Origin of the sequence: Streptomyces sp. LS1784, assembly GCF_020103755.1 — a bacterium.
Lineage (GTDB): Bacteria > Actinomycetota > Actinomycetes > Streptomycetales > Streptomycetaceae > Kitasatospora.
Genome location: NZ_JAHSQD010000104.1, coordinates 1 through 20,458 on the forward strand (window position 1 = coordinate 1; position 20,458 = coordinate 20,458).

Sequence of the window (20,458 nt, forward strand, 5' to 3'; positions counted from 1 at the left end):
CCAGCTCGGCGGCGGTGTGCAGCGCGGCCGCGGCGCCCGTACTGGCGCCGAACAGGCCGAGCGGCAGGTCTCGGGTCTCGGGCACGACGGTGTCCGGGCCGCCCTCCGCGGCGCCCAGCCGCCGGGCGACGGCGGTCAGCCGGCCGCCCAGCAGCGTCACGTCGAACACGTTCCGCCGGTCGGGTTCCTCGTCCTCGGTGAGCAGGTCGAACAGCAGCGTGGCCAGACCGGTGCGGTTCAGGTACTCGGCGACGTGCCGGTTGCGCGGGCTGTGCCGGCCGCTGCCGCTGCCGTGCGCGAAGACGACGACCCCGCGCGCGCCGGCCGGGACGGTCAGCCGGCCCGCCAGGCCGACCCCGGCGACGGGCAGCAGCAGCTCGCGGTCCACCCCGGTGTTGGCCGCGGGCGGGTCGCCGCCGGCCTCGGCCAGCAGCCGCAGCACCTCCTCGTCCTCGGTCTGCGAGAAGTCGGCGTAGAACTCGCCGATCGCGTAGAACGGGGACGGTGTGTCGACGCAGACCAGCTCGTCGGCGACCTCGCCGAGGCGCTCGGTCCAGTCCGCGGGCGCGACCGGCACCGCGAGCACCACCCGGGCCGCGCCGTGCTTGCGGACGATCCGGCAGGCCGCCCGGGCGGTCGACCCGGTGGCGATGCCGTCGTCCACCACGACCACCGTGCGTCCGCGCAGGTCGGCTGGCGGCCGGTCGCCCCGGTAGCGGCGGGCCCGGCGCTGGAGCTCGGCGCGCTCGCGCCGCTCCACCTCGGCCAGTTGCTCGTCGGTGACCGCGGAGAACCGGATCACCTCGTCGTTCAGCACCCGGACGCCGCCCTCGCCGATCGCCCCCATGCCGAGCTCGGGCTGGTAGGGCACGCCGAGCTTGCGGATCACGCAGATGTCCAGCGGCGCGCCGAGCGCCGCGGCGACCTCGGCGGCCACCGGCACGCCGCCCCTCGGCAGCGCCACGATCACGGTGTCGGGGCCGGTCAGGTGGCCCAGGCGGGCGGCCAGTCGACGGCCCGCCTCGGTGCGGTCGGCGAAGTGGGTGAAGTGGGTTCCGGTGACGTGCATGACACGGCCTCCGGTTCCACCGTACGTCGTTCCGGCCGGCTCGGGGCGGTCACGGGCGGCGGCTCCGGGGGTGCGGTCGGACGGCTCGGTGGTCGCCCGGGCCCGCGGCATGGGCTTCGGCGACGACCGGAGCTCCCCCGCAGAGGTGAACCGGGGGTGCCGGCCCGCCGACCGGCACCCCCGGGGTCCTTTCTCCCGTGCGCTACGGCTGCATCTCGTACGCGCCGGAGAGCGCCTCGACCTGCGCCCACACCCGGGTGTCCCGCGCCGGGTCGGCGACCGGGCGGCGCACGTTCGCCAGCGCCCAGGCGGCCTGCTCCTCGGTGGCCGAGGCCTTGCCGTGCAGCTCGGTGGCGTGTGCGGAGAAGTCGCGGACCAGCGCGTCGAAGATCCGGTCCAGCACGTCGCCGCCGTGGTCGGCGGCGGTCAGGCCGGTCAGCTCGGCCTGCTCCAGCACCAGCTGGCCGTAGACGATCAGCGCGAACAGCTGGCCGATCTCCAGCAGGAAGTCCAGGTCCGCCTGCTGCTCCTTGCTCGGCGCGTTCTTGAGCAGCAGCGCGCAGAAGCCGTCGGCCTGTTCGCGGAAGCGGGCGACGTTGGGCAGCTCGGCGTGGCGGTCGTAGGCGGTGCGCCAGTCGTGGAAGCGGATCGCGCCGAGGCCGCGGGCCGGGCCCTGCCGGAACAGGAAGACGTCGTCGGCGGCGTCCAGGCGGGTCGGCACCGGGGCGTAGTCGGCCGGGGCGAACAGGTAGTTGCCCATGAACTTGAGGATCAGCGCCAGGTTGACGTGGACGGTGCCCTCCAGCTTCGGCAGGCCGCGGATGTCCTTCGCGGCCTTGTCGAAGTAGGTGTCCGCCTCGAAGCCCTTGGCCGCGATGACGTCCCACATCAGGTCGATGACCTTCTCGCCCTCGGTGGTGACCTTCATCTTGGTCATCGGGTTGAACAGCAGGTAGCGGCGGTCCTCGGGGGAGGCGGTGCGGAAGTAGTCCACGGCCCGCGCGCTGAACAGCTTCATCGCCACCAGGCGGACGTACGCGTCCGTCAACTCCCGCTTGACGTGCGGGAAGTCGGTGACCCGCTTGCCGTACAGCACCCGGTTGTGGGCATGCGTGACGGCCTCGTACATCGCGTGCTCGCAGATGCCGACCGAGGCGGTGCAGAGGTTGAACTTGCCGACGTTGACGGTGTTGAGGGCGGCGTCGAAGGCGGCCCGGCCGGTGTGCAGCACGTCCTCGGCGCGCACCGGGTAGTCCTCCAGGCGGAACTCGCTGACGTACATCTGCGCGTTCACCACGTTCTTGACCAGGTGGTACGCGTCGTGGCGGCTGTCGGCGGCGAAGAAGACGTAACCCTCCGGGCCCTCGACGTCCGAGCGGCGGCCGAACACCGAGACCAGGCCGGCCACGTTGCCGTTGCCGATGTAGTACTTGGAACCGGTCGCGGTGAAGCCGCCCTCGCCGTCCGGGGTGAGGATCATGTCGGTGGAGTAGATGTCGGCGCCGTGGGTGCGCTCGGAGAGGCCGAAGGCCATCACGTGGCCGTCCGCGAGGAGCTTGGCGGCGCGGGCGCGGACGGCCTCGTTCTCGCTCTGCCAGACTGGGCCGAGGCCCAGGATGGTGACCTGCCAGGTGTACCAGTAGCCGAGGCCGTAGAAGCCGAGGATCTCGTTCAGCTCGGCGATCCGCGCGGTGTCCCAGCGCTTGTCGGGGTCGGCCGCGGCGGGGGTCAGGAACTCCGCGAACAGGCCCTCCTTCGCGGCGAAGTCCAGGAAGTCGGCGTACCAGCTGCGGTCGATGTAGGTGTCGATCAGCGCCTTCTTGCCGCGGGACTCGAACCAGTCCACCGTCGCGCGCAGCAGCCGGCGGGTCGGCTCGTCGAACTGTGCGGGGTCGTAGCTGCGCGGGTTGAAGAGCATCGAGGGGCTCCCGAGGGGTCGAGGGTGTGAGGAGGGCGGGTTGCGGGCCGACAGGGTTCTGATGACAGATAACAGGTGACAGATTTCAGAGTTTGTCATCTGTTATCTGTCACCCGTTGCCTGCCGGCTGTTCGCCGTCGTCCGGTTCCTGTTGGCTGGTCGGCCGGTCGCGACGGCAGGACGGGGTGGCTGGTCAGGACGGCCGGTCGGCGGCGAGGCGGCGCAGGGTGGCGAGCACGTCGTCGAGCCAGGCGAGGGTCATCCGCTCGTACTCGATGCCGCCGCGCAGCACCACGTGCTGCAACTGCTGCCCGGCGTCGAGCGCGGTGGCGTCCGGGAAGTCCCGCTGCTCGCCGTGCAGGTAGCGGGCGAGCAGGGCGGAGTGGCTCTCGCGATGGCGTTCGACCTCGGACACCAGCGCGGCCGGGTCGTCGAAGGCGGCGGCCCGGATCTTGACCGCGAGCTCGTGCCGGACGGTCTCCGGCTCGACCGGTTCGCGCAGCCAGTCGGCGAGCACGGCCCGTCCGGCCTCGGCCGCCGAATAGACCTTCTTGTCCGGACGTCCGTCCTGGGGGATCTCCTGCGCGGCCACCCAGCCGTCCGCCTCCATCCGCCGCAGCACCCGGTAGATCTGTTGGTGGGTGGCGGTCCAGAAGCGCCCGATCGAGCGGTCGAAGCGCCGGGCCAGCTCGTAGCCGGAGCCGGGCTGCTCCAGCAGCGAGACGAGGATCGCGTGCTCCAGTGCCATGGCCCGCATCCTGCTATGCAACGAGTTGCATAGGCAATGGCGACCCGGATGGTTGAGACGCAGGTCACCGGCGTGATCGGATGGTTATCGATCATTCCAGACCATCAGGTGCAAAACACTAGATAAGCGCCAGAATGGGTACGGGGCAAGCGCCTTACCGGTTCCGACCACAGGAGGTGGTATCGGTGGCAACCCATATCCCGACGACGGGCATGGAGCACCATCCGGACATCGTCGAACTGCGCGAACGCTACGAGCGGGTCACAACGACCCCCCGCGCCCAGGGCGTGGAAGCCCTGGCCGTCCTGGCCGGTCTCTTCCTGGCGGCATCGCCATGGATCGTCGGCTTCACCGCGTACAGCACCCTGACCGTGACCTGCCTGATCGTGGGTCTGGCCTACACGGTCCTGATGGCCGGCTACGGATCGGCCTACGAACGCACCCACGCGCGGGCCTGGGCCGCCGCCGCGCTCGGTGTCTGGACGATCATCTCCCCCTGGGTCGTCTCCGGGTCCGTCGCGCACGGCAAGAACATCGTGACCTGCATCATCGTGGGTGCCGTGATGTTCCTGCTCGGCCTCGCGGCGATCTCGATGGCGACCATGACCTCGAACGGAGCGTCGATGCGGCGCGGCCGGGCCGGCCGTGCCAAGGGCTGATCTTCCCCGCAGCCCGTGACCGGGGCGCGGAGGGCGCAGCCGCCCGCCGCGCCCCGGCGCGCGTCCCCGGGCGTTCCCCCAGGCGACGAACGTGCGAGGTCGTGCCCCGACGCGCGCCGGCCATCGCACGGCCCACTAAGGGCGCGTCATCCTCAGCACGTCCAGGGCCTCGTCCAGCTGCTCCTCGGTGAGTCGGCCCTGCTCGACGTAGCCGCGTTCCACCACCACCTGACGGATCGTCTTGCGCTCGGCCAGCGCCTGCTTGGCGACCTTCGCGGCCTCCTCGTACCCGATGTAGCGGTTCAGCGGGGTCACCACCGAGGGTGAGGACTCCGCGAACTCCCGGGCCCGTTCGACGTTGGCGGTGATGCCGTCCACCGTCCGGTCGGCCAGCAGTCGGGCGCTGTTGGCGAGCAGCCGCACCGACTCCAGCACGTTGCGGGCGATCACCGGGAGCATCACGTTCAGCTCGAAGTTGCCGCTCGCGCCCGCCAGCGCGACCGTCGCGTCGTTGCCCACCACCTGGGCGGCGACCATCAGCACCACCTCGGGCAGCACCGGGTTCACCTTGCCCGGCATGATCGACGAACCGGGCTGGAGATCCGGCAGGTTGATCTCGCCGAGCCCGGTGCGCGGACCGGAGCCCATCCAGCGCAGGTCGTTCGCGATCTTCGTGAACCCGACTGCCACCGTGCGCAGTTGACCGCTCAGCTCGACCAGGGCGTCCCGCGCGCCCTGCGCCTCGAAGTGGTTCCGGGCCTCGGTCAGCGGCAGGTCGGTCACGCGGACGACCTCCGCGATGACGGCCGCCGGGAAACCGGGCGGGGTGTTGATGCCGGTGCCCACCGCCGTCCCGCCGAGCGGGAGTTCGGCGACCCGGGGGAGGGTGGCCAGCAGCCGCTCCCGCCCGTGCCGCACCTGCGCCGCATAGCCGCCGAACTCCTGGCCGAGCGTGACGGGCGTGGCGTCCATCAGGTGCGTGCGGCCCGACTTGACCACCTGGGCGAACTCGGCGGCCTTGCGCTCCAAAGCCTCCGCGAGATGCTCCAGCGCCGGCACCAGGTCGTGCGTGACGGCGGCGGTGGCGGCGATGTGGATCGAGGACGGGAAGACGTCGTTGGACGACTGGCTGGCATTGACGTGGTCGTTCGGGTGGACCGGCCGGCCCAGCCGCTCCCCGGCCAGGGTGGCGATCACCTCGTTGGTGTTCATGTTGGACGAGGTGCCCGAGCCGGTCTGGAACACGTCCACCGGGAACTGGTCGTCCCAGCGCCCCTCCGCGACCTCCCCGGCCGCCGCCGCGATCGCCTCCGCCGTCTCCTCGTCCAGCACACCGAGCCGGGCGTTCACCCGGGCCGCGGCGGCCTTGATCCGGGCCAGCGCGGCGATGTGCGCCCGCTCCAGCCGCTGGCCGGACACCGGGAAGTTCTCCACCGCCCGCTGCGTCTGTGCCTGCCACTTCGCGTCGGCCGGCACCCTGACCTCGCCCATCGAGTCGTGCTCGATCCGGTACTCCTGCGGCTTCTCCTGCTGGCCACCCATCGCGCGCTGCACCTCCTGTACGGGCCCGACCGGCCCGGAACGGATCTCCGATCACCACAGCCGCGCGTGGGGCGCAGGTATTTCCGGTCGGGTGATCCGGTTCCGGGCCCGGCGCCTACCGCCGGGGCAGCGCTGCGCGGACCAGCTCGCCCGGGGCGGTGGAGGCCTGGACGACGAGGTCTCCGCCCGGGGCCCAGACGCCGGAGCCGCCCGAGCTCTCCGGGTACTCGCCGCTGGCCCCGGCGCAGGTCGCCAGCACGCACCACACCCCGTGGGCGGCCGCCCGGTCGTGGAAGTGGCCGTCCCGGCGCTCGGCCTGGGCGGCGCCGGGCCCGTAGAGGGTGGAGGCGACGTAGGCGTCGATGCCGAGCGCGGCGGTCTCCTCGGCGTGCGCCGGGTCGGCGGCGTCCGCGCAGACGGCCAGGCCGAGCCGCAAGCCGTCCAGCTCCAGGACGACGGGCTGCTCGCCGGGGGCGAATCGCTCGACCTCGGCGCCGTGCAGGCGCATCTTCCGGTAGACGACCTCGGCGCCCTCCCCGGTGACCGCCAGCGTGGCGATGGACTCGCGCCCGCCGGCCTCGGTGACCGGTGCCCCGACCAGGGCGACGGCACCGGTGGCGGCACAGGCCGCCACCAGCGGTGCGAGCCGGCCGTCCGCCGGGTCGACGGCCGGCGCGGCCAGGTCGTAGCCGGTCAGCGACAGCTCGGGGAACACCACCAGCCGGGTGCCGGCCTCCCGCACCGCCGCGGCGTGCAGGGCGACGTTCTCGGACACGGTGTCCGGACGGCCGGCGGCGGCGCAGACGGGCTGGGCGACGGCGACGGTCAGCGCTGCGGGCACGGGAGAGTTCGCGAGCGAGGACGCGGACGAGGGCATGGCGGAGCCTCCGGCGGGCGGGGTGGGGTGATCGTGATCAACCTATGCGCCCGCGGAGGACACGGGCAACAGAGCTCGGGCGAGGGACTGGGCAGGTGGACCGGGCTCCCGGGCCGATCGAACGGATCTCACTCGAAGGAGTGAGATCCCGGGTGGACGCTTCAAACCGCCGTGCGCCCCTCCATACGCTCCGGACCGGGCCGGGCGGACTCCGGCCGGACCCGGATCGCCGTAGCCCGGCCCCGGGGGACCAGTGCGAGGGGGCGGACGGACGGATGACCACGGAACACGGCCCGGTGGGCGGAACGGTTGGCGGGGCGACACCGGAGGGGATGACCCCAATGAATGCCCTGGTGGACGCCCCCGCGAAGGCCCATGCAAAGGCCGACACGAAGGCTGACACGAAGGCCCCTTCGACCGCCCCGGCGGACACGCGGAAGAGCACCCCCGGTGGCCTCACCCGCCGGAAGCTGCTGGGCGCGTCGGCGGCGCTCGGCGGCGCGGCCTGGCTGCTGCGCGGCACCATCGGCCCGGACAGCGCCGAGGCCGCCGCGCCCGTACCGCCCGGACTGCCCGCAGGCACCGAGCTCTATCAGCGGGTCTTCCGCAACTGGTCCGGCGAGATCCGCACCGACCAGCTGTGGACCTGCGCGCCCCGCACCCCCGAGGAGGTCCCGGCCCTGGCCGACTGGGCGCACGCCAACGGCTGGCGGCTGCGGGCCTCCGGTTACCGGCACACCTGGGCGCCGCTCACCGTCGCCACCGGGACCCCGGAGAGTGCCCGGATCCTGCTCGTGGACACCAGCCGCCACCTCACCGCCATCAGCGCCGACGCGCCCGGGACCGTCCGGGTGCAGACCGGCGCCACCATGGAGGCCCTGCTCACACACCTGGCCGCCCGCGGCCTCGGCCTGACCGCCTGCCCGGCCCCCGGCGAGATCACCGTCGGTGGTGTGCTCGCCATCGGCGGCCACGGCACCGCCGCGCCGGCGGCGGGGGAGGTGCGACCGGAGGGGCACGGGTACGGCTCGGTCAGCAACCAGGTCGTCCGACTCACGGCCGTCGTCCTCGACCCGGCCACCGGCCGCTACGCGCTGCGCACCTTCGACCGTTCCGAGGCCGACAGCGCCGCCTTCCTGGTGCACCTGGGCCGCGCCTTCCTCACCGAGGTGGTGCTGCGGGCCGGCGCCGACCGGCCGCTGCGCTGTGTCAGTCGGCTCGACATCCCGGCGAGCGAGCTCTTCGCCCGCCCGGGCACCGGTACGGGTGCCGGTGCGGACACCGGTGGTGGCGGCGGGCTCGGCGGAGTGCTCGGGGGAGTGCTGGGCGGGGTCCTCGGCGGCGGGGGAGGCCCGCGCACCCTCGCCGACTTCGTGGAGCGCGACGGCCGGGCCGAGGTGATCTGGTTCGCCTACACCGAGTACCCCTGGCTCAAGACCTGGAGCGTCACCCCGAACAAGCCGCTCGCCTCCCTGGCCGTCGACCGCCCCTACAACTACCCCTTCTCGGACAGCATTCCGGAACCGGTCGCCCGGCTCGCCGACGAGATCGTCACCGGCGCCTGGGCATCGGCCCCGCTGTTCGGCCAACTCCAGTACCTGGTCGCGAAGGTGGGGCTCACCGGCGACATCACGGATGTCCTGCTCTCCGGCGGGCTGCTGGGCCGACTGCTCAGCGGCGAGGTGCTCACCCACCTGCTCGCGGGCGGACTGCGCTCCGACCTCTGGGGCCCCTCCCGCACCCTGCTCCACTACATCCGCCCGACCACCCTGCGGGTCACCGCGAACGGCTACGCGGTCCTCGCCAAGCGCGCCGACCTCCAGTGGGTGGTGAGCGAATTCGCCGCCTGTTACCGGGAGTTGCTCGCGTCCTACCAGGCTCGGGGCGAGTTCCCGGTGAACGGCGCGGTGGAGATCCGGGTCACCGGCCTGGACGACCCGGCCTCCTCCGGCGTCCCCGGCGCCCGGCCCCCGCTGCTGTCCGCGCTGCGCCCGCGCGCCGACCGCCCCGAGTGGGACACGGCGGTCTGGCTGGACGTCCTCGCCTTCCCCGGCACTCCCGGACTGGAGCGCTTCGCCCGGGAGTTGGAGCAGTGGCTGTTGCGCACCTTCGACGGCACCCGGGCGGGCCTGCGGGTCGAGTGGTCCAAGGGCTGGGCCTACACCGACGCCGCCGCCTGGTCCGACTCCGACCTGATCGACCGGGCCGTCCCCGACAGCCTGCGGGCCGGCGGCGGGCCCGGCTGGGACGAGGCGGTCGCCGTCCTGGACCGCCACGACCCGCACCGGGTGTTCGGAAACCCCTTCCTGGACCGGCTGTTGAAGTAGCCGACGCGCGCGCCCCGCGGTGGCCGGTGATCCGTCAGATGTGCTCCATGACGATCACCGCGAGGGTGTCCGGAGCCAGGGCGCGGAACACGTGCGGAGCGTCGCCCGGGTAGCTCACGTAGTCGCCCGGGCCCAGCTCGACCGGCGCCTCCGTCGGCCCGACCAGAGCCCGTCCGGCACCGATCAGCACGTGCTCGACGGTGCCGGGCATGTGGGGATCGGATGCCCTGGTCTCGCCCGGCTGCGCCTCGATCCGGTAGATGTCGCGCCGGGCGTTGGGCGGGCAGGAGGAGAGCACGGTGGCGGCGTAGTCGGCGCGCTCGGAGTGGGTCACCGGGCCCTCGCCGGCCCGGATCACCTTGACCACCGGGCGCGGCGGGTCCACCAGCCGGCTGAACGGCACGTTCAGTGCGACCCCGAGCGCCCAGAGCGTCTCCACGCTGGGGTTGCCCGCGCCCGACTCCAGCTGGGACAACGTGGACTTGGCGATGCCCGCGCGCCGGGCCAGCTCGGCCATCGACAGCCCGCTGCGCTCGCGCTCGCGCCGGATCGAGGCAGCGATCTGCCCGATCAGTTCGGCGCCGCTGCCGCTGCCGCTGCCGCTGCCGCTGCCGCTGGCACTGCCGCCGCCATTGCTGCTGCCGGTGGAGCCGCTGGAGCCGCGGGGGCCCATGGCCGGGGTGGTCTGGTCACTCATGCTCGCCACTCACGCTTCCTCCTGGCCCCTTCCGCGGCTCCCGGTCGGCTGATGCCGCCGTTCATGCTGCCACGGTCGGGCCCTGGTCGTCGTTCGCCCGATCGGCCCGCCTGTTCGCCTTGACGAACGGGGTCGAGCCGTTCACTCTAATGAACATGCGTTCGCTCATTCGAACACTGGAACGTGCCACCCTTCGGGACGTCGCTCTGGTCTGCCTGGCCGACGCCCTCGTCGGCGCCTCCTTCGGCGCGATCAGCGTCTCCGGCGGTCTACCCCTCTGGGTGCCGATCGCCCTCTCCGTCCTGGTGTTCGCCGGCGGCTCCCAGTTCGCGGCGGTCGGCGTGGTGCTCTCCGGCGGCGGCGCCCTCGCCGCGGTCGCCACCGGACTGGTGCTCAACGCCCGGCTGCTGCCCTTCGGCTTCACCGTGGCCGACGTGCTCGACGGCCCACGGTGGCGACGGCTGGCGGGGGCGCAGCTGCTCACCGACGAGACCGCCGCCTTCGCCCTGCAGCAGAGCGAGCCGTGCAGGCGCCGGGCCGTGTACTGGCTCTGCGGGATCGCCCTGTTCGTGGTCTGGAACATCTCGGTGCTGCTCGGCGCGCTCGCGGGCGGGCTGATCGGCGACACGGACGCGCTCGGCCTGGACGCGGCCTTCCCGGCAGTGTTGCTCGCGCTCGTCCTGCCCTCGCTCGCGGACCGCCGCACACGTACGGCGGCGGTGGTCGGTGCCGTGGTCGCGGTCGCGGCCACGCCGTTCGTCCCGGCCGGGCTGCCGGTGCTGCTCGCCCTCGTCGGGCTGCTGTTCGCCGGACGGCCGACGGCAGAGGCGGCGGCGGACGAACAGAACGCGGTGAACGGGAAGAAGGAGGCGGTCCGATGATGCCGCTGTACGCGGTCCTGCTGCTGGCCGTCGGGACGTACGCCTTCCGGCTCGCCGGGCCGTTGCTCGGCGGCCGGCTCACCCTCTCGGAACGGCTGCGGCACCTGCTGGCCGCCGCGGCGGCGGTGCTGCTGGTGGCGCTGATCGCGACCGGCGCGCTGACCCAGGGGCACGGCTTCGCGGGGTGGGCCCGTCCGGCGGGCGTGCTGGTCGCGGGGGTGCTCGCGCTGCGCCGGGCGCCGTTCCCGGCGGTGGTCGTCGCGGGTGCGGCGACCACGGCGCTGCTGCGGTTGTGCGGGGTGGGGTGAGCGGGGGAACCCCCGCCCGTGTCAGCCCTCGGCCAGCCGCTCGGCCTGGACCTCCGGCCGACTGCTGTCCCACAGCAGTTCCCACACCTTGAAAACGCAGTGGTAGTCCCGCATGCTGCCGCGCGAGATCAGCAGGTAGGTGTCCCCGTCGCGGAGCAGCGTCCGGCGCCGGCTGTTGAAGGGATGCTGCGGGGTGTAGGAGGGAACGAGCCGCTTCAGTTCCTCGACGGCCTCCTCGCGGGTGCCCTCGACCTCGGCCAGCACCGTGCTGCCCCAGGTCCGGTCCTGGCCGATGCCCACCGTCTCCTCGGCGACCAGCGCCCACCGTGCCATGTCCTGCTCCCGTTCCTTCCCGTTCCGCTAGCGCGTCGGGGACTTGAAGAAGATGGTGGTCGGCCGGAGCGTGCCCGCAGGGTCGGCCGCGTAGTCCGGCACCGAGCCGACCCGGCTCCAGCCCGCCGCCTCGTACAGACGTTCGGCCGGGCTGCCCGACTCGGTGTCCAGCACCAGCAGCCGGATGCCGAGTTCCACTGCCCGCTCCTCCAGTGCCGCCAGCAGCCGCCCGGCCAACCGGTGCCCGCGGTCCGTGGGGTGCACCATCAGCTTGGCCACCTCACCCCGGTGGCGGCCGTTCGCGGTGGTGGCCGGTCGCAGCTGCACCGTCCCGGCGAGCCGTCCGTCGTCCCCGGCCCGGGCGGTCCACAGCACCAGTCGGCCGGCTGCGACGTCCGGGCCGAGCCCCCGCCACCACGCTGCGGCCTCGTCCGGGTGCAGCGGGGCGAGGAACCCGACCGAGGCGCCGCCGTGCACGGTCTCCACCAGTAGCCCGGCGAGCTCCTCCGCCGAGCCGGCCAGCTCCTGAGCCGTCACCTCGCCGACCACGTAGGCACCGTCGGACATGTCGCCATCCTCACTCGTTCGCGCTCGCCCGCCGCCCGGCCGGGTGCGGAATACTCGCCGGTATTCCGCCGAGAGTACAAGGAGCTTCAATGACGAAGCCGACCCGGATCGACCCTTCCGACCTGCTCGCCGTCGGCGACCTGCTCTCCGACGAGGAGCGGCTGATCCGCGACACCGTCCGCCGGTTCACCGAGGAGCGGATCCGCCCGCACATCGGCGACTGGTTCGAGCGCGGGGTCTTCCCGGCCCGTGAACTCGCCCCCGAGCTCGGCGCCCTGGGCGTGCTCGGCATGCACCTCGACGGCTACGGCTGCGCGGGCGCCGACGCGGTGGCGTACGGGGTGGCCTGCATGGAGCTGGAGGCGGCCGACTCCGGACTGCGCAGCTTCGTCTCCGTCCAGGGCTCGCTCGCCATGCGATCGATCCACGCCTTCGGCTCCGAGGAGCAGAAGCAGCGCTGGCTGCCCGGCATGGCCGCCGGCGAACTGATCGGCTGCTTCGGCCTCACCGAGCCGGACTTCGGCTCGGACCCGGCCAACATGCGCACCCGGGCAGTGCGCAAGGGCGGCGACTGGGTGCTGTCCGGCAGCAAGATGTGGATCACCAACGGCAGCATCGCCGACGTGGCCGTGGTCTGGGCGCAGACCGAGGAGGGCGTGCGTGGCTTCCTGGTCGAACGCGGCACCCGCGGCCTGACCGCCACCGACGTGCACGGCAAGCTCTCGCTGCGCGCCTCGGTCACCAGCGAGCTGGCCTTCGACGACGTGGTGCTGCCCGCCGACGCCGTGCTGCCCGGGGTGGTCGGGCTGCGCGGACCGCTCTCCTCCCTCAACGAGGCCCGCTACGGCATCCTCTGGGGCACCGTCGGCGCCGCCCGTGACTGCTACACCGCCGCCCTGGACTACGCCAAGAGCCGGATCCAGTTCGACCGTCCGATCGCGGGCTTCCAGCTGACCCAGCAGAAGCTGGTCGAGATGATGCTGGAGGTGGAGAAGGCCTACCTGGTCGCCCTGCGGATCGGTCGGCTCAAGGAGCAGGGCGCGGCCCGCCCGCCGCACGTCAGCTTCGGCAAGCTCAACAACGTCCGCACCGCGCTGGAGATCGCCCGCAGCGCCCGGACGGTCCTCGGCGCCAACGGCATCACCACCGAGTACCCGGTGCTGCGGCACGCCAACAACCTGGAGTCGGTGCTCACCTACGAGGGCACCAGCGAGATCCACACCCTGGTCCTCGGCGAGGCCATCACCGGCGAGTCCGCCTACCGCTGACGGGCCGCCGCCCGTCCTTCTCCGGCCGGGGAAACCGGTGGCCGGGCCCGTCACGGCCCGGCTACCGTTCCTGCCATGACCAGCGAGTCCGTCCCGATGACGCCCCTGACCACTACCCTCTGGCGCCCGACCGGCCCCGAGGAGCTGGCGCTGGTCGAGGCCGCCGACTGGCGTGCGTGGCCGCCCCGGCTGCCCGAGCAGCCGATCTTCTACCCCGTCCTCAACGAGGACTACGCGATCCGGATCGCCCGGGACTGGAACGTCCCCGCCTCCGGCGTCGGCTACGTCACCCGCTTCGAGGTCGACACCGCCTTCCTCGCCCGCTACCCCGTGCAGCAGGCGGGCGGCCGGACGATCCTCGAACTCTGGGTGCCTGCCGAGGAGTTGGCCGAGTTCAACCGGCACATCGTCGGCCGCATCGAGCTCGTCCACGAGTTCCGCCCGCAGCCCTGACCGAACCCGGGGCCGTGGCCGGGCCTGGACCGAACCCGCGGTCGTGACCGGCCCCGCCGCAGGCCGCGTCCCGGCGGTCGGCGGCGGGGGCCGTGGGCAGCTCGCCCCGCGCGGTCGGCGGCGGACGAGCCCCTGGCGGATTCCAGGCGCGCGCTTCCGACACCGTGCGGACACCTGCCGTTCGGTGGAGGGACGCCGGCCGGTACGGCGGCCGGTGAAACATGGCGCGGTCGGCGGCGCCCTCGGCGGGTGCGGCCGGGTGCGCACGACCGAAAGGAACCCCCACCATGTCCGCTGCCCAGTGGCCCCGCCCCCGCGTGCTCGTCGTCGGGATCGACGGCGTCCGTCACGACTACCTGGCGCAGGTGCCGATGCCGCGCCTGCAGGAGGTCGCCGAGGCCGGGTTCCTGGTGCCGGTCACCGTCGCGGACTCCACGCCCACCATGTCCGGGCCGTGCTGGGCCACCATCGTGACCGGGGTCGAGCCCGCCAAGCACGGAGTCTGGGGCAACCACCTGGGCGGCAACCGGCTCGACGTGTTCCCCGACTTCGCCACCCGACTCAACCGGGGTGACCGTCGCCGTACCTTCGTGGCCGCCGGCTGGGACCCGCTGATGATCAACGACTCCGGCGGCCCGCTCTTCCGCGCGCCCGGCCGGCTCTCCTACGTCGCCCCCGCCGAGGACACCCCCGAGGCCTGGGAGGCGGTGGACGAGGAGATCACCCGGGAAGCCGTCCACGTCCTCGGCACCGCCGACCCCGAGGCCTCCTTCGTCTATCTCGGTGCCGTCGACGAGACCGCCCACTTCCTGGGCTGCGGCGACGAGTACCGCGCGTCCATGCGCACCGCCGACGAGCGCCTCGGCCGGCTCCTGGACGCCGTCGGCGGCCGGGCGACCTACGCCGAGGAGCAGTGGACGGTCATCGTCGTCACCGACCACGGGCACGTGGACACCGGCGGCCACGGCGGCCGTACGGCCGAGGAGCGGACGGCCTGGGTCGCCTGCGCCGGGCACGACATCCCGGCCGGCCCGCCCACCGGCGAGATCCGCCACCCGGACGTCGCCGCCCAGGTGTACGCCTCGCTGCTGCGCCCGATCGACCCGCACTGGACCCTCGACGGTCGCCCGTTCCCGGTCGCCAGGCCGGTACCGGCGGCGGTCTGAGGCGCGGCGGTCGAGGCGCTGGGGGCCGCCGCTGCTCCGGGCGCAGCAGGCCGAGCCGCGGCGGCGCCGGGCTTGGGCAACGCTCGATCGGGGCTCGGGCCGTGCTCGACCCGGGCGTGCCGACCTGAGAGTCGGAGCGGCGCGTAGCCGGGTCCTGCGGGCCCGGAACCCTCTGGCCTCAGGGTCCCTGTCGAATGGCATACGCCTGAAGGTGGAGAAGGTACCCCGTGGGTTGGAGACAAGGTCGCGACCTGGTGGTGACGATCCGACGGGTCCGGACGGGCCACGATGGTTGCACCGGCCGGTGGAGCGCGCCGACCGGGCCGCTGACGCGGATCTGGGCAGCCACCGGCAGCGCAGACGAGCGGCAGCGGCCGCACCGGTCACGACACGGAGAGGGCAGTCGGGCATGAAGGGCATCGTGAGCAAGGTCGCGCTGGGAGTCGCGGGCACCGGCATGGCCGTCGCCGTGGCGGCCGTGGCAATCGGCCCGCGGGTGTCCGACTGGTACGACGAGCACCATCAGCAGCAGGGCTCGTACGAGACCGGCACCCAGGCCAAGGCCGACCGCCGGTCGATGCCGGCCTGGCTGCCCGACAACGCCTCCGCGGTGAAGTACCTGATGTCCACCACGGGCGACGACCGCCTGCTGAGCGCCACCCTCCCGGAGGGCCGGCTGCCCGCCGGCTGCACCGCCGGGCTGCCGGGCAAGAGCGCGCACCCCGTGCCGGAGTCGCTCAAGGCCGGCTGGTTCCCCGAGAACGTCGCGACCAAGGCCAGCGGCACCTGCGGGCACTACAACGTGGCGCTGACCGGCAACCAGCTCTACGCGTGGCAGGACGGCGCCGCGGTGCAGGCGGCGCTGCGCGCCGAGCACGTCACCAAGCACTGAGTACGGCGGGCGCCTCGGGTGCGCCGACCGGGCAGCAGTCCTCCCCACCCCTCCTCGTCACTCCTGACCAGGGAACGGAACGGCCCGCCGGGCACCGGAAGGTGCGGGCGGGCCGTCGTCGTGTGCGGGCCGGGAACGGGCGGCGGACGATCGGCCGGACGCACCCCCGCGGCCGAACAGCGCGCACCCCCGCTGTCGGAACGGCGCCGGGCTGCGATAGGACGGAGCGCGAACGAACCCCACGTCACCCGTCCGTAAGGAGCGCCATGCCCGGCCCGACCGTCGGCCCCACCGACGACACGTCGACCGCTGCCGCCAGCACACCCGCCCCCGCACCGGCCACCGGCCGGACCCGTCCCGGCTGGACCGTGATCGCCGTCCTCGGCGGTCTCACCGCGCTCGGCCCGCTCACCACCGACCTCTACCTCCCGGGCCTGCCTGCGATCGCCGGCGACCTGGACGCCCAGCCGGCCGCCGTCCAGCTCACCCTGACCTTCTCGATGTTCGGGGTCGCGGCCGGGCAGCTGCTCTTCGGACCGCTCAGCGACCGCTACGGGCGCCGCCCGCCGCTGCTCGTCGGGCTCGTCCTCTACACCCTGTCCAGCGTGGTGTGCGTGTTCGCGCCGAACCTGTCGGTGCTGATCGCCGCCCGGTTCGTCCAGGGCGCGGCCGGCTCCGCCGGGCTGGTGATCGGGCGCGCCGTCTCCCGGGACCGCTTCCAGGGCGTCGCGCTGCTGCGCTTCCTCGCCTCGATCGCCCTGATATCCGGGCTGGCGCCGATCCTCGCCCCGATCATCGGCGCGGAGCTGATGCGGTTCACCTCGTGGCGCGGCACCTTCGGCGTGCTCACGGCGCTCGGGCTGCTGCTCACCCTGGTGTCCTTCGGGGTGCTGCGCGAGACGCTGCCCCCGGAAACCCGGGACGGCGGCGGGGTGGGCGCGGCCCTGCGGACGATGCGGCGGCTCTTGCGCAACCTGCCGTTCCTCGGGCTGGCGCTGACCAGCTCGCTCGCCTTCGGGGCGCTGTTCGGGTACATCAGCGGATCGTCGACGGTGCTTCAGCACGTGTACCGGGTCTCCCCGCAGACCTACAGCCTGCTGTTCGGGCTGAACTCGCTCGCGATCGTGGTGATGACCCAGGTGAACGGGCGGGTGCTGGCACCGCGCTTCACACAGCGGGCGCTGATGCTGGGCAGCCTTGCGGCGACGGTCGCCGCCGGGGTGGCGCTGGTGCTGCTGACGACGGTGTGGGACTTCGGGCTGGCCGGGTTCTGCCCGCCGCTGTTCGTGATGATGGGAAGCCTGGGGGTGCTCCTGCCGAACACCGCTGCCCAGGCGCTCGGCCTGGTCGAGCCGCAGGTGGCCGGTACGGCGTCGGCGCTGCTGGGGACGGGCAACTTCCTGTGCGGAGCGGTGGTCGCACCGCTGAGCAGCCTCGGTGGTCAGCCGTCGGCGGTGCTGATGGCGCTGGTGGTCCTGGTCTGCGGGGTGCTGGCGACGGTGGTGTACCTGGCGCTGTGCCGACCGGAGCGGATGCGGACGGCGGGCGGCTGACGGGTGGGCGGTCGGCAGGTGGCGGGCCGCAGGTGGCGGCCGGTCAACTGACGGCGGACAAGTCGCGACGGACAGATAACAGCGAACAGGAGACAGCGAACAGAAAACGGATGACAGCTGACAGATGTTGAAATCTGTCAGCTGTCATCCGTCATGCGTCACTCGAAGCGGACTCAGGCGATGGAGAAGTCATCCCCGTACACGTTGCCCTGGCCGTACCAGCCGTGCAGGTACACGGTGACGGTGCCGTTGGCGCCGGTGGTGAAGGGGGCGGACAGCTTGGTCCAGCCGGAGGAGTTGGCCCAGGCACTGGCCGTGGCGCCGCCGCTGACGCCGACGTAGGCATAGTTGCCCTGCACCCAACCGCTCAGGGTGTAGCTGGTGTTGGGCTTCAGCGTGACGGTCTGCGAGCACTCGCCGGTCTGGCTCGCGGTGGCCGCGGCCTGCAGCGACTTGGTGCCGGAGTGGACCGGGGCGGAAACCACGGCGCCGCCGCTCTGGCAGGTCCACGGGGCCAGGCTGCCGCTCTCCAGGTCACCGTTGACCAGCCCGGTCGTCGGGCCGCTCCCGGTGACGGTCAGCGTGTAGGTCGCGGTGTGGCTGCCGGAGGCCCCGGTGGCGGTGACGCCCAGCTGGTAGGTGCCCGGAGTCGCGGCCGCGGTGGTGGAGATGTTGAGCGTGGCGCTGTTGCCGGTGGTGACGCTGCCGGGGGTGACGGTGGCGTTGATGCCGACGACCGGGACGCTGATGATCGTGAAGTTGACGTTCTGCGCCGAGCCCGAGGTGACCGCCGTCGTGATGTTGGCGGAGGTGGACGAACCGACCGCGACCGTGCCGGAGTTCGGGTTCACGGCGACCGAGAAGTCGTTGCCGGGCTGGGTGCCGGTGACGTTCAGGGTGAAGGTGCTGGTGTGGCTGCCGGAGGCCGCCGCGCCGGTGACCGCGATCGGGTAGCTCCCGGGCGCGACCGAGGAGGTGGTGCCGATGTTCAGCGTGGCGCTGTTACCGGCGGTGACACTGCCGGGGGTGACGGTGGCGGTGACGCCGGCCGGGGCGCCGCTGACCGTGAGGTTGACGCTCTGTGCCGAGCCGGCCGTCACAGCCGTCGCGATGGTCGCCGAGGTGGACGAACCGGCGGTGACCGTCGCGGAGTTCGGGCTGGCCGACACCGAGAAGTCGTTGTTCACCGTCGAGCCGCTGGTGAACGGCGAGAAGATGTGGGTGAAGTCCCAGGTGTTCTGGGCGATCCCGGAGCAGTTGTCGTTGCCCTTGGTGCCCGGGCAGCCGCCGTTGTCGCGCTGGAGCGCCCAGAAGGACAGCGTGTTGATGCCCTTGGAGACCGCCCAGTTGTACACGGTGTTGGCGTTGGCCAGGGTGAAGGTCTCGGCCGGGCCGAAGTCGTCGACACCGATCATCTCGGTGATTCCGATCGAACCCCACAGCTGGGCGGGGGTCTTGGACGGGTACAGCCTGGCGAGCTGGTTGTAGAGGCCCTGTGCGGAGGTCTGGGTGTCGGCCGCCATGTCGTGGGTGGCGTTGTCGTAGTAGTCGAAGGTCATCATGTTGACGACGTCGATCCGCGCGTTGTTGCTGACCGCGTTCCGCAGCACCGCGAGGCCGCTGTCGGCCAGCCCGGAGGTGGTGGTCGGCAGTGTGTAGGAGAACTGGATGTTCCGTCCCTTGGTGGCGGCCCAGTCCTGCACGAGCTTGATCGCCTTGTTGCGGCGATCGATCCCGCCGCTGTTGGTCAGCGAGTTGTCCTCGATGTCGAGGTCGATCCGGCTGATGTCATAGGTGGTGATCACGTTCTCGAAGGCGGCCGCGATCTGGTTCACGTCGGTGCAGCTGTCGGCCAGCTCGGTGCCGGTGTTGTCGGCGGTGTAGCCGCCGAACGACGGGATCACGTCCCCGCCGTTGGCGCGGATGGTCGCGATGTCGGCGCCGAAGGTCGAGGAGGACACCGGCATGGAGGAGTCGCCGTTCCAGTACGGCGTGCAGGAGCCCTTGGTGGCGGTCTGGAGGAACGCCATGGTCAGGTGCTTGGCACCAGACTGCGCGGCCAGTTGGGCTGGGCTCTGGCCGGTCCAGGCCTCGAAGTAGGGGGCGAAGACCCGGCTGGGAAGCGGGGTGGCGGCCTGGGCGGAGCTCGTCCCGGCGGCGACCAGGCCGGCCGAGGCGGCCAGCGTGGCGCAGGCCGTCAACACGGCCTGGACTGTTCGGCGGAGGCGCATGGATTCTCCAACAGACTTGGTGGGGCAGGACGTTGGGGAGATTTGGCCGGTCCGGGCCGGGCGGCCGTGTGGGGTCGGCCGCGGTCCCGGGGCCGGGTCGGATATCGGGCGTGCGGGCGTGAGGGCGTGCGAAGGCCCACCGACTCGCGTGGACGCGGGCGGCGTGCGAATGCGCGCGCCGTACGGAGCGGGGGTGGAGCGGAACATGGCAGGGCAGTGCCTCAGCCGCCGGTGGTCACACCCCCACAGTGCATCCCGGTCGGATCGACATGCTTATGTTTGGAATAGACCACTGGTCTGTCAAGAGACCTAACAGTTCGTCAGCATACGGCCCGCGCGGGCGAAGGGAGTGGAAGGACGTCGAGGGCGGGTGGGAATGTCGGCGGGTTCGCCGGAGGGGGCGTCAGGGCCTTCGGCGGTCGGCGTCGGTACCGGTACCGGTACCGGTACCGGTGGCGGTGGCGGTGGCGGCGACGGCGAAAGGTGCCGGAAACGAGAAGGCCGTGGCCGCGCACCCAGGGAGGGGCGCGGCCACGGCGGCCCGGCGCTCAGGACACCGGGCGGTTCATGGTGGCGTGGATCTGCGGATCTTCGGGTCTGTGGACCGGATCAGCGGGACGGAGGGCAGAGCGTGGCGAGCAGCGCCTCGTTGATCTTCGCTGCGGTCTCCGGCCCGAAGCCCTGCGGGTGGTCGGCGGAGGTGAAGCGCTGGTTGGCCAGTTCGACCAGCTTCTGCTCGTCCTTGGGGAACTGGTACATCGACTGGCACTGGTTGCGTGCCCGGTCCACGGCCTGGTCGGGCTTGCCGCCGACGATCTCAGGGTCGATCGCGTTCAGCGCGGAGACCAGCTTGGCCGCCAGGTCGGCGCCCGGCTTGGCGGGCAGTCCGGCGTCGGCGGGCGGGGCGGGCTTGGCTGGTGCGGGGGCTCCCGAGGCGCCGGCGTCGGGGGCGGGAGCACCGGTGGCGCC

Annotated in this window: 19 protein-coding genes; 9 read left to right on the forward strand and 10 right to left on the reverse strand. The window is 72.6% G+C overall.

The annotated features are described in order from the left end of the window. The 3 genes from KS423_RS15075 to KS423_RS15085 form a co-directional block, all read right to left on the reverse strand. Positions 1-1,069 (reverse strand): phosphoribosyltransferase family protein (locus KS423_RS15075; RefSeq protein ID WP_224279402.1); only part of this gene is annotated, 1,069 nt, incomplete at its 3' end. 202 nt (positions 1,070-1,271) lie between these two features. After that, positions 1,272-2,987 carry an acyl-CoA dehydrogenase family protein gene (locus tag KS423_RS15080; protein ID WP_224279404.1) on the reverse strand — a complete coding sequence of 572 codons (1,716 nt, stop codon included), beginning with the start codon at positions 2,985-2,987 and terminating at the stop codon, positions 1,272-1,274. Positions 2,988-3,180: 193 nt separating this feature from the next. After that, the gene (locus tag KS423_RS15085) at positions 3,181-3,735 is read right to left on the reverse strand and encodes a PadR family transcriptional regulator (protein ID WP_224279406.1); all 555 of its coding nucleotides are present in this window, start codon (positions 3,733-3,735) and stop codon (positions 3,181-3,183) included. A gap of 185 nt (positions 3,736-3,920) precedes the next feature. Here KS423_RS15085 and KS423_RS15090 point away from each other — a divergent pair, with 185 nt between their 5' ends. After that, positions 3,921-4,394: an SPW repeat protein gene (locus KS423_RS15090; RefSeq protein WP_308020195.1), complete on the forward strand. Its 474-nt coding sequence runs from the start codon at positions 3,921-3,923 to the stop codon at positions 4,392-4,394. A gap of 135 nt (positions 4,395-4,529) precedes the next feature. Here the strand turns inward: KS423_RS15090 and KS423_RS15095 are convergent, their stop codons facing one another. Next, positions 4,530-5,936, reverse strand: coding sequence for an aspartate ammonia-lyase (locus tag KS423_RS15095; RefSeq protein WP_224279408.1), 1,407 nt, complete (start codon positions 5,934-5,936; stop codon positions 4,530-4,532). 115 nt (positions 5,937-6,051) lie between these two features. Then, on the reverse strand, positions 6,052-6,813 hold the full coding sequence (locus tag KS423_RS15100; RefSeq protein WP_224279410.1) for a carbon-nitrogen hydrolase family protein: 762 nt from the start codon (positions 6,811-6,813) through the stop codon (positions 6,052-6,054). Between the two features lie 332 nt (positions 6,814-7,145). Between KS423_RS15100 and KS423_RS15105 the strand changes: the two genes are divergently transcribed. Next, positions 7,146-9,140 (forward strand): cholesterol oxidase substrate-binding domain-containing protein, encoded by a 1,995-nt coding sequence (locus KS423_RS15105; protein ID WP_224279412.1) that lies wholly within the window; start codon positions 7,146-7,148, stop codon positions 9,138-9,140. 34 nt (positions 9,141-9,174) lie between these two features. Here the strand turns inward: KS423_RS15105 and KS423_RS15110 are convergent, their stop codons facing one another. Next, positions 9,175-9,846, reverse strand: coding sequence for a helix-turn-helix domain-containing protein (locus tag KS423_RS15110; protein ID WP_374119954.1), 672 nt, complete (start codon positions 9,844-9,846; stop codon positions 9,175-9,177). Positions 9,847-9,992: 146 nt separating this feature from the next. On the opposite strand from KS423_RS15110, the gene KS423_RS15115 reads away from it, so the two are divergent. Both KS423_RS15115 and KS423_RS15120 read left to right on the forward strand, forming a co-directional pair. Next, entirely contained in the window at positions 9,993-10,718 is a 726-nt protein-coding gene (locus KS423_RS15115) for an AzlC family ABC transporter permease (RefSeq protein ID WP_224279414.1), read from the forward strand. Next, positions 10,718-11,026: an AzlD domain-containing protein gene (locus KS423_RS15120; protein WP_374119956.1), complete on the forward strand. Its 309-nt coding sequence runs from the start codon at positions 10,718-10,720 to the stop codon at positions 11,024-11,026. The genes KS423_RS15115 and KS423_RS15120 overlap by 1 nt, the downstream gene beginning before the upstream one ends. A gap of 21 nt (positions 11,027-11,047) precedes the next feature. Here the strand turns inward: KS423_RS15120 and KS423_RS15125 are convergent, their stop codons facing one another. Both KS423_RS15125 and KS423_RS15130 read right to left on the reverse strand, forming a co-directional pair. Beyond that, positions 11,048-11,359 (reverse strand): hypothetical protein, encoded by a 312-nt coding sequence (locus KS423_RS15125; RefSeq protein WP_224279418.1) that lies wholly within the window; start codon positions 11,357-11,359, stop codon positions 11,048-11,050. Between the two features lie 27 nt (positions 11,360-11,386). Beyond that, positions 11,387-11,926: a GNAT family N-acetyltransferase gene (locus tag KS423_RS15130; protein WP_224279420.1), complete on the reverse strand. Its 540-nt coding sequence runs from the start codon at positions 11,924-11,926 to the stop codon at positions 11,387-11,389. Between the two features lie 89 nt (positions 11,927-12,015). Between KS423_RS15130 and KS423_RS15135 the strand changes: the two genes are divergently transcribed. The 5 genes from KS423_RS15135 to KS423_RS15155 all read left to right on the forward strand — a co-directional run bounded on the left by KS423_RS15135 (position 12,016) and on the right by KS423_RS15155 (position 17,258). Beyond that, positions 12,016-13,194: an acyl-CoA dehydrogenase family protein gene (locus tag KS423_RS15135; protein WP_224279423.1), complete on the forward strand. Its 1,179-nt coding sequence runs from the start codon at positions 12,016-12,018 to the stop codon at positions 13,192-13,194. 75 nt (positions 13,195-13,269) lie between these two features. After that, positions 13,270-13,647: an ADP-ribosylation/crystallin J1 gene (locus KS423_RS15140; protein WP_374119955.1), complete on the forward strand. Its 378-nt coding sequence runs from the start codon at positions 13,270-13,272 to the stop codon at positions 13,645-13,647. Between the two features lie 287 nt (positions 13,648-13,934). Then, positions 13,935-14,813, forward strand: coding sequence for an alkaline phosphatase family protein (locus KS423_RS15145; protein ID WP_308020196.1), 879 nt, complete (start codon positions 13,935-13,937; stop codon positions 14,811-14,813). Between the two features lie 409 nt (positions 14,814-15,222). Next, entirely contained in the window at positions 15,223-15,705 is a 483-nt protein-coding gene (locus KS423_RS15150; RefSeq protein WP_224279425.1) for a hypothetical protein, read from the forward strand. Positions 15,706-15,971: 266 nt separating this feature from the next. Continuing rightward, entirely contained in the window at positions 15,972-17,258 is a 1,287-nt protein-coding gene (locus KS423_RS15155) for a multidrug effflux MFS transporter (RefSeq protein ID WP_224279427.1), read from the forward strand. Positions 17,259-17,431: 173 nt separating this feature from the next. Here KS423_RS15155 and KS423_RS15160 read toward each other — a convergent pair whose 3' ends face one another. Both KS423_RS15160 and KS423_RS15165 read right to left on the reverse strand, forming a co-directional pair. Continuing rightward, positions 17,432-19,489, reverse strand: coding sequence for a glycosyl hydrolase family 18 protein (locus tag KS423_RS15160; protein WP_224279429.1), 2,058 nt, complete (start codon positions 19,487-19,489; stop codon positions 17,432-17,434). Positions 19,490-20,098: 609 nt separating this feature from the next. Continuing rightward, on the reverse strand, positions 20,099-20,458 hold a 360-nt coding region (locus KS423_RS15165; protein WP_224279431.1), incomplete at its 5' end, for a hypothetical protein.